The sequence below is a fragment of the Desulfosporosinus sp. Tol-M2 genome (assembly GCF_059735615.1).
On record NZ_JCAIJG010000118.1, the window covers coordinates 14,242 to 28,406 of the forward strand.

Sequence of the window (14,165 nt, forward strand, 5' to 3'; positions counted from 1 at the left end):
TATAGCATTATTGATATACTGATAGACTATCTTTAGTACACGAGGTTTCCGTATTATTTTCTTTGAATTTTCCGGTTACCATAAATTACATGCTGAAATAGCCGTATTTTCAAGGGTGTCAGGCTAATTTATCCTTATTGTTCGTTGACACTTTTTTGTATTGCTGTCTATAATAGAGTATAGCTTTAGCTAGCTGAATGACTTGGGGGTGCTAATGTGGCAGAAAGTAAGCGGATTATGATCAGTTTGCCGGAGAGTTTGCTTGCGGAAGTTGATGGGATAGTCACAGTTGAGAAACGCAATCGTAGTGAATTTATTCGAGAAGCACTTAACAGTATCCTTTACGAACGCCGGAAGAGGGGAATTCATGAGCAGATGCGTAAGGGATACCTGGAGATGGCACAACTGAATTTGTCGATAGCCAGGGAGTTATATTCTGCGGAACAAGAAGTATTATTGTATTATGAAGAAACGATGGTGACGTAACAGAGATGATCATAAAACGCGGGGAAATATATTACGCTGAGCTTAACCCTGTCGTCGGCTCAGAACAAGGGGGAACTCGTCCAGTCCTCGTGATTCAAAACGACATAGGGAATCAATTCAGCCCGACGACAATTGTTGCCGCAATTACTTCTCAGATTGCCAAAGCAAAATTACCCACTCACGTCGAAGTACGAGCTAAGCGAAGCGGTTTAGAACGAGATTCCGTCATTCTAACTGAGCAGATTCGAACGATTGATAAAAGTCGGCTTAAAGAAAAAGTGGCTGTTTTGGATGAAGAAGTGATGCTTAGGGTGGATCAAGCTACCGAAATTAGTCTGGGACTTACGGATATTTGAGAAATAAGGCAGCGCAGCGGAGACAATAATCGACGCTGTTTTTATTTGCTCATATAACTTTCTGGAAGGTTGGAAAGAGAGACGAATGAGATGTTAAAAAAACCAGTGATCGGTATTACAGCGGCTCATTGTACGGAAGAGCTAGAGACGTTTCCACGTTATTATTATGTTGAAAGAGTTAGAAAAGCGGGCGGAATCCCGTTTATTCTTCCGCCAGTCCGAACACATGAAGATGGTAGAGACTTATTGGATCATATTAAAGGTTTGCTTTTAACGGGCGGAGGGGATATTTCCCCCGTTTATTTAAGAGAAGATCCCCATCGCGGAGTTGGCAAGTGTTTTCCTGAGCGGGACTTTAGCGAGCTCTTACTTGCTCAACTGGCAATGCATCAGAATCTCCCGCTTTTAGGGATTTGCCGTGGCATACAGGTGTTAGCAGTCTCAGCTGGGGGAAGAATCTATCAGGATATTTCCAGCCAATATCCTGCTGCAATGGAACATAGCCAAACAGCCCCACGTCAATACGTTTGGCACAATGTGGAGATCGAAGGAGGATCGCTACTTTATCGTCTGCTTCGAGAGACGAAAATCGGAGTTAACAGCCTCCATCATCAAGCTGTATTAGAAATTCCACCTGGCTTTATTCAAAATGCGCTCGCCTCAGATGGGATCATTGAGGGGATTGAAAAGCCCGGGGCAAAGTTTTGCGTAGGGGTCCAGTGGCACCCGGAGAGTATGGATACGGAAAATCATAGCTATGCATTATTTAGAGGGTTTATTGAAGCATGTCTGGAATGAATCCAGGATAAGTACAGTTCATTACTGTTACCTCCTGCCAATAGGTATCTTACCGGGATTTGCCAAAGCGAAAATGTATTTACCCACACAAAAATTAGCATATAATGCAGTGTAGCGACCATTCAAGAAATTGCATAGTGGTCTGTTGTTTAGAGGTGGAAAATGACAATTTCTACGATAGAGATGTTAACAATTGTTTGTTTAGCAGCACTTATTTTCACATTTACTAATGGTTTTCATGATGCTAGTTCTGTTGTAGCAACGTTTATTTCATGTAGAGCGGCAACCCCGCTCCAGGCGATATTATTAGCAGCTATTTGTAGCTTTGCCGGAGCGTTGACGAGTGGTAGTGCTGTAGCCAATACTGTTTCGGCAATTGTTACAATACCGACAGAAACGGCTTTGCTTAATGTACTATTAGCTGCGATGATCGGGGCTGTGGCCTGGAATTTTGTCACTTGGAAATTCGGGTTTCCGTCAAGTTCCACGCATGCTTTGATTGGAGGATTAGTGGGAGCAGTTTGGATTGCTCGTGGTTCAAATTATATTTTATGGGGTTGGAGCGAGCTGATTGGTCCAAGTCATCAATTAATGGGAATATCGAAAATTGTGCTGTTGTTAATATTATCTCCTATTTTAGGGTTTATAGTTGCGTTTATACTTCAAAAAATAGCGAATATCGCTCTGCGAAATGCGAAATTCTCACTAAATAGCCGGATAAAAAGAATACAATGGGTACTAGCTGGGGTATTAGCTTATAGTTTTGGCGCCAATGATACTCAAAAAACGGTTGGGATTATATCGCTGGCTTTAGCTTCCACAAGTTATTCAAGTGGTCAAGTTGGGTCAATCTGGGTTAAAGGTTTAGTTGGTGCAGCCATGTTTGCCGGAATGTTGCTTGGTGGTTGGCCGATCATGAAAACCATTGGGAGAGGTATTTACACGATTCGTCCGATCCATAGCCTGAATTCTCAGCTTTCTTCGGGTGGGTGCGTTGCTTTAGCGACAGCACTTGGTGCTCCTGTATCAACAACTCATGTTGTTGTGGGTAGTGTAGCAGGAGTTGGCGGAGCGGATGAATTCCGGATGGTTAACTGGAAGATTGGTAAAGAAATTATTATTGCTTGGTGTATTACAATACCTGCGTCTGCAATCGTTGCAGCAATGGTATTTTACATGTTGCGTTTAATGGGATAATAATAGTTGACTGAGCAGGGGAGGAAATCATGGCTAAACTTAATTTTTGGGAGAGGTTGTTTCCCGTAACACATGATTTTTATAAGATGATAGGGGATCAGGCAGAAGCCACTGCCAACTTGGTGGGGTATTTGAGCCGTTGGCTGAGCAGCCGCTCAGAAGAAGACTACCAACTATTATTAAGCGAGGCGGATGTGGCGGATCGGTGTCGGTTTTCTATGGAAGACTATCTAATAGAAGCCTTTGTCACTCCTTTTGACCGACAGGACATATATTCTATTTCCATTGAAATGGATAGGATCGTCGAGTACGCAAAATCTACGCTAACGGCAATGGATGCTTTTAAAGTGGTTGAGGATTCAATTATTCATAACATGGTGCAGCAATTGAAGATAGGGACAGATCAACTTGCTGAAGCAATCCAGCTATTAAAAAAAGATCCGCGCAAATCGAAAAACAAAATAGGAATAATCCGCAAGGCCCAGAGTGCTATAGAAAACGAGTATCGGGCAGGTATGGTGGTGTTATTTAATAGTCCAGACGCGATGCAGGCCTTGAAATATCGGGAAGTTTACCACCATATTAAAGATGCAGGGGTTAACTTGGGTTATACTACCGACGTTTTACACAAAATTATCGTGCGTGTGGTTTAAAAAATAATGCAATTTTACGTGGTGATACCAATAATTTACAACTCGCTTATTAATCAGTAAAATGACCTTTTTATGAATCACTATGAGTGGTAGGTGGATGATCCAAAATATTCCACAGCAATCATTCTAATTATTTCCTAAAAAACTATTGAAATTACCCCATATTTCACATAGAATAGCATTATGCTATGACAAATATGTGTAACGTGTGTATCTGCGCATACCCCATATTTCACATGGAATAATACTATGACGATATATTTCCGCTCTTAATATTCCGTTAGCACTTGGTATATTATTATAGAGAGGAGGTGATATAAAATGGGTTACCGGAGATTCTCACTTACTATGCAAATGTGCCCGGGGGGATGATAGGAGCTTTCATGCTATCTAGGAGGAACTTATCTATTTACCCGAGGTAGCGATCCTTTTGGCAGCTACCGTTTTTGACAAACCAGTGGCTCAGTCTTATGGTGCTGCAACATATTACTCCATGTTTTCAGTTAAGCCCCGTAGTAAAAATGTGACCCACGGCAAACCCTTGACTTGGTTGCAAGATGCCCGAATATAAAGTATCGGTCGCCAGGATAGATAAAAATTAGGGAAGAAAAAGATTTGGGATGAATTATTATAAAGGAATTTATTCTAAAGTTTTTTAAAGAAGGGATGTTTAAAGTATGAATTTCTTTGGACCAGGAGAAGTAGCGGGTAATGCCAGCGGTATAGGAAAAGCCAAGTCAACCCTATCAATTGGCAAATTGTTAATACTTGGAATTTTAGCCGGAGCCTATATCGGTTTCGGAGCCAATCTGGCAACAGTAGTAGGTCATGATGCACCAAAGTACCTGGGTAATGGTGTTGGTCAGCTCTTGTTCGGTGCAGTGTTTAGCACAGGTCTTATGTTAGTGGTTATTGGTGGCGCAGAACTGTTTACAGGCAACAATATGTTTATGATGATTGGAGCGCTAAATGGGCAAAACACTTGGGGAAGTCTTATAAAGAACTGGATAATTGTCTGGATTGCAAACTTCATAGGATCTCTTTTATTGGTTTATATAATGGCCGGTGGCTTTTATGGATTCTTTGATGCAGCTCCTGCAGTCGGCTTATTTAAGGGAGCAGTCGGAGCTAAAGCACTGGCTGTAGCCAAAGGCAAATTGGAACTAACCTGGGCGGGCGCATTCTGCCGTGCTATCCTGTGTAACTGGTTGGTATGTATGGCAGTATGGTTGGCACTGGCCAGCAAAGATGTAGCTGGCAAGATCTTCGGAATATTCTTCCCCATTATGGCCTTCGTTGCCAGCGGCTTCGAGCATAGTGTGGCCAATATGTTCTTTGTACCTATGGGTCTGGTTGTCTCTCAAATTCCAGCAGTATTGGATGTAGCAGCGCAGTCAACCCTTAGCGCAGCCCAATTGGCGGATCCGGCGGCGGCAGCAACTGCAGTAGCAGCATTTAAAACTACTGTGGGAAATCTTTTCACCTGGGGCAACTTCATAATGAAAAACCTGATACCGGTAACCCTTGGGAATATCGTAGGCGGAGCTATCTTTGTAGCCAGCCTGTACTGGTATTCATATCTGAAAAAAGCTCCGGCAGCACCGGTTGCGCCTGATAAGAGTGCTAAAGCTTAGATTAAATATATTCCTGATTCCAGTGCAGAAAGTCTAAACGATATATTTTTCACTCCAAATTGAATAAAGATTACACGCTTTTAGCCTTTTTTATGGGCCTTTTCGAATAAAATAGGTTATAGCAATAATCTTTGAGATGAAAAATAGGTTTCTGCACTGGAATCATTCTTAAGTTCTTTAAAAGAACTATTTGAGAAGAATGTAGCGGAGCGACTCCATACTTTTTTATTGTGTTTTTTGATAACTTACTTGAATAATCCTCGATGGCTTGTTTATCCAATCGTAAGACTCCCACTTCTACAAGTGGGAGAGGTATGCTTTATTCTGCTTCGGTGGGGGTAGACTCCGACTTCGCCGCTAAGAATTCCTTTTGGGACGTGCGGCTTCGGCGAAACCCTCCACTGGAGGCTTTCGTCACCGAAGACTCGATGTTCAACTTAAGTTGAACGAGTTCACTATCAACTGCACAGTTCGAGTAATTAAACTTTCACTTTTTGTTGGTTTTGTTAACCTTATAAGTTCGAAAAGAATAGTGGTGAAGCATTTAATTAAGTAAGGAGGTGATATAATGGCTAATTACAAAGATATCATTGTTGCTTGTCAAGACCAAAAGGGAGGAATAATTGAAGCCTTCCATGCCCTGCAGAACGAATTTAATTATATTTCTCAGGAAGCGCTGGTAGAAGCAGCTCGGGTATTCGGTATTTCTGTAGCCCAGGCTTATGGAGTGGCTACCTTTTATTCCTATTTGTCCGTAGAAAAACGTGGCAAATACATTATCCGTATGTGTGAGAGTGCGCCCTGTCATGTGGCTGGTGCTGATGAATTATTAAAAGCATTGGAGAGCCAACTGGGCATTAAAATCGGTGAAACAACTTCAGATGGTAAATTTACTTTGGAACTAACGGAGTGCGTGGGACAATGCCAGGCAACTCCAGTAATAACTGTTAATAGTGAACCCGTGTTCAACGTAACTGCAAAAATTTTACCGCAGGTTCTAGCTGCCTATAAATAGAGGGAAAGGAGGGGATTAGATGGCTGAGGAAATGCGCGTGCTATTAGAATATGCCGATAAAATAGATCCGGAAAGTGCTGAAGAATATGTCAAGGTAGGCGGGTATGTTGGTTTAGAAAAAGCACGAAAGATGGAAAGCAACGACTTGATTCAGGAAGTCAAGAGCTCCGGACACAGAGGTCGTGGCGGAGCAGGCTTTAATGTCGGTTTGAAGTGGAGCTTTGTACCCAAGAATGCTGAGATTAAATATGTAGTCTGCAACTTGGACGAAGGCGAGCCCGGTACGTATAAAGACCGGATAATCTGTGAAAAGAATGCCCAAGCTCTTTTAGAAGGTATGGCTATCTGTGGAACCGCCATAGGTTCAAAGCAGGGCTATATTTATTGTCGGGGAGAATACCCATCCATCGTTAAACTGCTGAAAAATGCCATACAGAGTGCCCAAAAATTAGGGGTCTTAGGAGATTTTAATATTGAAGTAAGAATGGGCGCAGGAGCTTATGTCTGTGGAGAAGAAACCGCCCTGATCGAATCCATTGAGGGACACCGGGGAGAACCCAGATTTAGGCCGCCTTTCCCAGGAGTTGCGGGACTTTGGGGAGAGCCTACGGTGGTAAATAATGTCGAAACCCTGGCAAGTCTACCTTATATTCTCACCAATGGGTCGGCTTGGTTTGCTGGAATTGGTGCAGCCAAATATCCGGGCACCAAAATAATTACCCTGACTGGGGATGCAGTCAATACTACCTTCTTTGAGGTGCCGACCAATTATATCCTCCGGGATGTAATTTACAAACTGGGCGGCGGAGTAAAAGGCGGCAAGAAATTAAAGGCCGTTCAAGTGGGCGGAACCTCCGGAGCATTCATACCTGAACAGAATCTGGACACCCAGATAGACTATGATTCAATGGGCGCCATTGGCGCGGCTTTAGGATCGGGTGCGGTTTTTGTCATGGACGAGACCCGCGACATAGTAGATATAGTAACCAGAATATCCAAATTTTTTGAACATGAATCCTGTGGCAAATGCAACCCCTGTAGGGAAGGAACCTTCCGCTGCCGGGAAATAATGGAGAAGATCAACTCCGGTAAAGCAAGCAGCAAGGATATTGATAACATATTATTACTAACCCGCGTTATGCAAAAAGCGGCTTTTTGCGGTTTGGGGCAAGCATCTCCCATCCCGATTCAATCGACGATCAAACATTTTGCGCATGAGTATTACAGAAAAATTATCTAATTCCTAGGAAAGGAGGAATAACGATGATCAAATTAACGATAAATGGAAAAGAAATGCAAGTGCCGAAAGGAACCATGGTTTTAGAGGCCTGTCAACAAGCAGGCGCTGATATCCCCACCCTGTGCTATGATCCCGATCTAAAATTAGCAGGATCATGCCGCATGTGTATAGTAGAAATCAAGGGAAGACCTAACCTTATGGCGTCCTGTGTAAGCCCAGCTGAAAATGGAATGGTTATTGAAACTGAAAGTCCGGATGTAGTTGAATCCAGAAAAATTATTCTGGAATTATTGCTGGCTCGCCACAAACTGGAATGTCATACCTGCGAAAGAGACGGCAGCTGTAAACTCCAGGATTATTGCTACCGTTACGGGGTTACGGATTCGCGCTATACCGGTCAAGGACAGCATTTTGGCATGGAAGACCCCAATCCGTTTATTAAAAGGGATTATGATAAATGTATCATGTGTACCAAGTGCGTAAGAGCTTGTGAAGAAATCACCGGCTCCCAGGCAATCAACCTGGAGGGACGCGGCCATCATGTTCATATTGCCACTGCATTTAATGGCTTACTGCAGGATTCCCCCTGTGTACTGTGCGGGCAGTGTGTGATGGTTTGCCCGGTAGGTGCCTTGACCAGTAAGATATCCGCTCGAAAGGGTAAATCTTATCAGGTAAGTAAGGTTCCCACCACCTGTGCTTATTGTGGGACCGGTTGTACCTTTGAGCTTAACGTCAAGGACGATAAGATCGTTGGGGTTACCTCGATGCGGGATGCTCAAAAAAGTCCGGTCAATCAAGGAACGCTTTGCGTCAAGGGACGTTTCGGTTGGGATTTTGTAAACTCAGATGACAGGTTGACCACCCCCCTGATCAGAGAGGACGGTCAACTGCGGCCGGCATCCTGGGACGAAGCGTTGGATTTCGCCGCCCGGAGGATAAATGAAGTAAAGTCTGAATATGGGCCCGACTCCTTGGCCATGTTTTCATCCGCACGGATAACCAATGAAGAAAATTACCTGGCGCAAAAATTAATGAGGGCAGCAATCGGCAGCAATAATGTTGATCACTGCGCTCGTCTCTGACACTCCGTTACTGTCGCCGGTCTGGGGGCAGCATTTGGGAGTGGCGCGATGACCAATTCCATCAACGAGTTACAACACGATGCCAAAGCGATCTTTTTAATTGGCACCAACACCACCGAAAATCATCCGGTTATCGGCTACAAGATAAAAAGCAATGTGCGCAAGAATGACGCCAAACTGATCGTAGCAGATCCGCGACGCACTGAATTGGCTGAAATGGCTGATGTCTTCATGCAGTTCAGACCTGGAACAGATGTGGCTCTGGTAAACGGCATGATGAATGTGATCATTAGCGAAGGGCTGATGGCTAAAGAATTTGTCGCCGAGCGTACCGAAGGGTACGAAGCTATGACCGCTGTAGTGGCTGATTACACACCTGAAGTTGCAGAAAAAATCACCGGGGTTCCAGCGGAAGATATCCGGAAAGCTGCCCGAATTTATGCGGAAGCAAAGTCCGCAGCGCTCTGTTATGCCATGGGCGTAACCCAGCATAGCACCGGTACCGATAACGTGAAATCGATGTGTAACCTGGCACTGCTCACGGGGAATTTAGGTAAGCCCGGTGCCGGGGTCAATCCGCTGCGTGGGCAGAACAATGTACAGGGCGCCTGCGATATGGGGGCTTTACCGGTTGTCTATCCAGCCTATCAGCCGGTTAGTAATCCTGAAGTAAGGGCAAAATTCGAAAAAGCCTGGGGGGTTCCACTTTCTCCCAACAATGGGATCACCCTGACTGCAGCCATTACTAAAGCGCATCATGGCGAAATTAAAAGTATCCTTTGTTTAGGTGAAAATCCGATGGTCAGCGACCCCGATCAGCATCATGTGGAAGAGGCGCTGGACAACCTGGAATTCCTGATGGTGCAGGATATTTTCCTGACTGAAACAGCACAGAAGGCTGATGTAGTATTTCCCGCTGCCAGTTTTGCCGAAAAAGACGGTACCTTCTCCAATACTGAAAGACGGGTACAAAGAGTACGCAAGGCCGTCAATACAAAGGGAGCTGCCCGACAGGATTGGCAAATTATCTGTGATTTATCCACCCGCTTGGGTTATCCGATGAGTTACGCTTCACCGGAAGAAATCTTTAATGAAATACGTACCGTTACTCCATCCTATGCGGGGATAAGTTACGAACGCCTGGAAGAAGGCAGCCTGCAATGGCCTTGCCCAACTGAGACTCATCCGGGTACGCCGATATTGCATCAGGAAAAATTTAGCCGGGGTCTGGGACTATTCCATGCTATTCACTTTAAAGAAGCAGCTGAGCTTCCTGATGGAGAATATCCAACTATCTTAACCACCGGGCGCAGTCTCTACCATTATCATACCGGCAGCATGACCCGGCGTGTGGAAGGTTTAAATGATATCATGCCTGAAAATGAGTTGCAGATTAGTCCTAATACTGCAGCCAGTATGCATATTAGTAATGGTGAAACGGTGCGGTTGGTAACTAGACGCGGCAGCATTGAACTGAAGGCAAGGTTAACTGATACCATTGATGATAATGTTGTATTCACCTATTTCCATTTTGCCGAGGCAGCTGCCAATGTACTGACCAATTCTGCTCCCGAGTCATTTGATCCGATAGCCGGTATTCCCGAGTACAAAGTCTCGGCGGTAAGAATCGAAAAAATTACAGCTTAAATTGCCCCTGCAAAAAGGAGAATCCCTACTTTATCGTCTCCTTAGAGAGACGAAAATTGGAGTCAACACCAAGAGAACACAAATGAAAATACTTGCCGTCCATAGCAAGTGTTTTCTCGTTTTTTAGTGTCGCGTCTATCAGCGCGATCTCAATGTCAGCTCATTAGTAGTTTAGATCATCGGATGGGTCTTTGCCAACTCGGAAAAGCTATGGGGTCAGTTTTTAAATACCTCTTTACCCAATATATTCCTGCATGTCTTATCCACAGCATAAGGTATTTTTACCCAGAAAAAAGTGCTGAAAACCAAAGGGCATCACTGTTCAATATTAACTACCCGTTTCAACAATATTCTAATGCTTTAGTCGATTCGAAAAAAATCTTGATTACATTATCTTCATGTGATAAAATTTACAAGTATTAAGGATTATAAAGGCGGATATATCTTCTAAAAGAGAGGAGGGATATGTAAATGGATTATCAGGAGATTCTCGCTAACTATGCAAATGTGCCCGGAGGGATGATCGAAGCTTTTCACGCTATCCAGGATAAACTCAGTTATTTACCCGAGGAAGCTATCCTGGAGGCAGCTCGCGTTTTTAACAAACCGGTGGCGCAGGCTTATGGTGTAGCAACATTTTACTCCATGTTTTCAGTTAAGCCCCGTGGTAAAAATGTGATCCGGATCTGCGAAAGCGCACCCTGTCACGTTGCCGGCGCTGCCGAGGTGGTCGCTGCTTTGGAAAAAGAACTGGGGATCAGCATGGGCGGCAGTACTGCCGACGGTCTCTTCACCCTCGAATTTACTGAATGTGTGGGTCAGTGCCAGGGTACCCCCGTAATAACGATCAACGGTAAACCATTTGTGGATGTGTCTCCAGCCAAGATTTCCGGCATATTAGCTGAGTGCAAATAGGAAATAGATTGTGCAATTAGAAACAAACACCTGATTTATCAGGAAAGGAGGACATAGAGATGGCTGAGGAAATGCGCATTGTGCTGCGTAATTACGGGAAAATTGATCCACAAAAGATAGACGATTATCTTGCTGTGGGGGGTTACAATTCACTGAACAAAGCCCGCGCTATGAGTAACGTTGACCTTATTAATGAGATAAAGGCATCTAAGCTCAGAGGCCGGGGCGGAGCCGGTTTCAACTGTGGTATGAAATTGAATTTTGCCTACCAGGCTCAAGCCGACCAGAAATATGTTATATGTAATGCAGATGAAGGTGAACCCGGTACCTATAAAGACAGGATAATTATGGAAAATGATCCGCATACCGTTTTGGAAGGTATGGCGATCTGCGGCTATGCAATCGGAGCAACCCAAGGTTTTATTTACTGTCGAGGCGAGTATCCCTCAGTTGCTGAAACCTTAAAGCAGGCTATAGCTCAGGCCAAGGCAAAAGGGGTTTTGGGAGATTTTTCGATTGAAGTCCGCCTGGGAGCGGGAGCTTATGTCTGTGGCGAAGAATCCGCCCTGATCGAATCAATCGAGGGCAACCGGGGAGAGCCCCGGATTAGACCGCCTTTTCCACCGGTCGTGGGACTGTGGGGCAAACCAACTATCGTGAACAATGTTGAGACATTCGCCAATATACCGGTAATCCTTGAGAAGGGTTCCGCTTGGTTCGCCGCGATTGGCGCACCTTCCTATCCAGGCACTAAAGTAGTAACCCTAACCGGCGACGTCAATAATAAAACTTTCTTTGAAGTTCCTACCGATACGACGATCAAAGAAGTAATTTTCCAATTCGGCGGCGGCATTGCGGCCGGTAAAGAATTTAAGGCTGTTCAAATCGGAGGTACCTCCGGGGCATTTATCCCCGCTTCCCAACTGGACACCCAAATCAGCTTTGATGCCATGGTTGCTATTGGGGCAGTTCTTGGCTCCGGAGCAGTATTTGTGCTGGATGCAAGCCGGGATCTGGTAGATGTAACTGCCCGGATCTCTAAATTCTTTGCAGATGAATCCTGTGGCAAATGCGCTCCCTGTCGAGAGGGTACGATGCGCATGCATGATTTAATGAATAAGATTAATGACGGTAAAGGGGCCTCTGCAGATGTAGCTCTGCTGGGTAAACTGGGTCGGGTAATGTCCTATTCTTGTTTCTGTGGTCTGGGACAAGTTGCTCCCGCACCGGTACTGAGTACCATCAAACATTTTTCCGCCGATTATAACGCTAAGCTGATGTAGGAAGGAGTGAAAAAAATGCTAAACATTACTGTTGACGGAATCAAAGTTTCCGTTCCTGATGGCTCAACCATCCTGCAGGCAGCTAAAGAGGCCGGTGTAAGTGTTCCTACACTGTGCTATCACCCTGACCAGTCCGTAAAGGCTAATTGCAGGGTATGCGTATGTGAAGTCGAAGGCAGCAATCTTCTCCAAGCAGCCTGTTCACAGCCAGTCATGGAAGGAATGGTAATCAAGACCAAAACTCCCAAAGTTATCGAAGCCCGGAAAACAATTTTGGAGCTGATTCTGGCTAATCATCCCCAGGATTGCTTAAATTGTATCCGCAATGAAAATTGTGAATTACAAAGCCTGGCAGCCGAATACTGCATCCGGGATAACCCGTTTGAGTTGAAGGTCAGAGGACTCGGTAAAGACTTTTCTACCCCTTCCCTGTTCCGGGATCCTGACAAATGCGTACTCTGCCGTCGTTGTATTGAAGCCTGTTCCGTTATCCAGACCGTTAATGCCCTGGGGATCGAGAATCGCGGCAATGATGCCATAGTAGTTCCCACTCTGGGCAAAGATTTGCTCGACAGCCCTTGTATCATGTGCGGTCAGTGCATCCATGCCTGTCCGGTAGGAGCTATCGGTGAAGTCGAAGAGATCGACAAATTGCTGGCGGCTATAGCCGATCCTGATACTGTCGTTGTTACCCAGATTGCCCCGGCCGTGCGCTTGGCGTTAGGTGAAGAAATTGGAATGAATACCGGCGATCTGCCCATGGAAGTCTTTGTGGCCGGTCTGAAGCAGATTGGGTTCGACCATGTGCTGCATACCAACTTCACCGCTGACCTGACAATCCTGGAAGAAGGTAACGAACTTCTTAGCCGTCTGAAAAATAGCGGAACCCTCCCCATGTTTACCTCCTGCAGCCCCGGCTGGATTAATTTCTGTGAAACTTATTATCCCGACCTGCTGGACAACCTGTCTACCTGTAAATCACCCCAGCAGATGTTCGGTTCCCTGGCTAAGACCTACTGGGCGGACAAAATGGGAATTCCCGCGCAGAAGATCTTCTCGGTATCCATTATGCCCTGTGTAGCCAAGAAGTTTGAGGCGTCCCGCCCAGAAATGAACAGCAGTGGATTCCGGGATGTTGATATCGTGCTGACCACGCGGGAAGTTGGCCGCCTGTTCCGGATGAGCGGTATTGACTTTACGAAGCTGGCGCCCGCTCCCTTCTCCCCCTGGATGGGCGAATATACCGGCGCTGCCGTTATATTTGGAGCCACCGGCGGGGTTATGGAAGCTGCCCTGCGCACAGTTTACGAAGTAGTGATGGGAGAAACTCTTCCGGACGTTAACTTTACCGTAACCCGTGGTTTTGAAGGAATTAAGGAAGCTGCGGTTGATCTCAAAGGGACAGTGGTAAAAGTAGCTATTGCGCATGGCCTTGGCAATGCCAGAAAACTCATGGATCAGGTTCGACGCGGCGAATCCCCTTATCACTTCATTGAAATCATGGCCTGCCCGGGTGGCTGCATCGGCGGCGGCGGACAACCGATAACCAAAGCCAATGCCAAACGTGTCCAGCGGATTGATGCTATCTATGTCGAAGACGAAGCAATGGAGGTTCGGAAGTCACATTTGAATACGGAAGTAGCCAAGCTTTATGAAGACTTCCTGATTGAACCCCTGGGACACAAATCTCATGAGTTATTGCATACGCACTACCACGCTAAGAACAAAAAGTTCCTGTAACTGATGTTTGGGTTTGCAGAAAGGTCCATGCGGCTGCTCTGCAAGCACTCTAACTTATAAATTTTACCCTGATAACAAGGTTATTGCTGAGTTAAAGGGGTCATCATCTTAAAAAT

12 protein-coding genes are annotated in these 14,165 nt (G+C 45.2%); all 12 read left to right on the forward strand.

From position 1 onward, the window contains the following. Nucleotides 1-216 precede the first annotated feature (216 nt). The 12 genes from AC6I5A_RS08945 (at nucleotide 217) to AC6I5A_RS09000 (ending at nucleotide 14,049) form a co-directional block, all read left to right on the forward strand. Nucleotides 217-486, forward strand: coding sequence for a CopG family ribbon-helix-helix protein (locus AC6I5A_RS08945; protein ID WP_034614644.1), 270 nt, complete (start codon nucleotides 217-219; stop codon nucleotides 484-486). Between the two features lie 5 nt (nucleotides 487-491). Beyond that, nucleotides 492-842 carry a type II toxin-antitoxin system PemK/MazF family toxin gene (locus tag AC6I5A_RS08950; protein ID WP_034614645.1) on the forward strand — a complete coding sequence of 117 codons (351 nt, stop codon included), beginning with the start codon at nucleotides 492-494 and terminating at the stop codon, nucleotides 840-842. A 90-nt stretch (nucleotides 843-932) separates the two neighbouring features. Further along, nucleotides 933-1,640 (forward strand): gamma-glutamyl-gamma-aminobutyrate hydrolase family protein, encoded by a 708-nt coding sequence (locus AC6I5A_RS08955; RefSeq protein WP_034614646.1) that lies wholly within the window; start codon nucleotides 933-935, stop codon nucleotides 1,638-1,640. Nucleotides 1,641-1,802: 162 nt separating this feature from the next. Then, on the forward strand, nucleotides 1,803-2,837 hold the full coding sequence (locus AC6I5A_RS08960) for an inorganic phosphate transporter (RefSeq protein ID WP_034614647.1): 1,035 nt from the start codon (nucleotides 1,803-1,805) through the stop codon (nucleotides 2,835-2,837). A gap of 29 nt (nucleotides 2,838-2,866) precedes the next feature. Continuing rightward, nucleotides 2,867-3,490, forward strand: coding sequence for a DUF47 domain-containing protein (locus AC6I5A_RS08965; protein WP_034614648.1), 624 nt, complete (start codon nucleotides 2,867-2,869; stop codon nucleotides 3,488-3,490). Between the two features lie 677 nt (nucleotides 3,491-4,167). Further along, nucleotides 4,168-5,124 carry a formate/nitrite transporter family protein gene (locus tag AC6I5A_RS08970; protein ID WP_034614651.1) on the forward strand — a complete coding sequence of 319 codons (957 nt, stop codon included), beginning with the start codon at nucleotides 4,168-4,170 and terminating at the stop codon, nucleotides 5,122-5,124. Between the two features lie 568 nt (nucleotides 5,125-5,692). Then, entirely contained in the window at nucleotides 5,693-6,139 is a 447-nt protein-coding gene (locus AC6I5A_RS08975) for an NADH-quinone oxidoreductase subunit NuoE family protein (protein WP_034614657.1), read from the forward strand. 19 nt (nucleotides 6,140-6,158) lie between these two features. Further along, nucleotides 6,159-7,379 (forward strand): NADH-quinone oxidoreductase subunit NuoF, encoded by a 1,221-nt coding sequence (gene nuoF / locus AC6I5A_RS08980; protein WP_034614659.1) that lies wholly within the window; start codon nucleotides 6,159-6,161, stop codon nucleotides 7,377-7,379. Between the two features lie 17 nt (nucleotides 7,380-7,396). Continuing rightward, nucleotides 7,397-10,111, forward strand: a complete 2,715-nt coding sequence (gene fdhF / locus AC6I5A_RS08985; RefSeq protein ID WP_497900624.1) for a formate dehydrogenase subunit alpha — start codon at nucleotides 7,397-7,399, stop codon at nucleotides 10,109-10,111. Nucleotides 10,112-10,582: 471 nt separating this feature from the next. Further along, a complete protein-coding gene (locus tag AC6I5A_RS08990) occupies nucleotides 10,583-11,026 on the forward strand; it encodes an NAD(P)H-dependent oxidoreductase subunit E (protein ID WP_052167988.1) in 444 nt (147 codons plus the stop codon). Between the two features lie 59 nt (nucleotides 11,027-11,085). Further along, a complete protein-coding gene (locus AC6I5A_RS08995) occupies nucleotides 11,086-12,309 on the forward strand; it encodes a complex I 51 kDa subunit family protein (protein WP_034614665.1) in 1,224 nt (407 codons plus the stop codon). 15 nt (nucleotides 12,310-12,324) lie between these two features. Then, a complete protein-coding gene (locus tag AC6I5A_RS09000; RefSeq protein ID WP_034614668.1) occupies nucleotides 12,325-14,049 on the forward strand; it encodes an NADH-dependent [FeFe] hydrogenase, group A6 in 1,725 nt (574 codons plus the stop codon). Nucleotides 14,050-14,165: the final 116 nt, after the last annotated feature.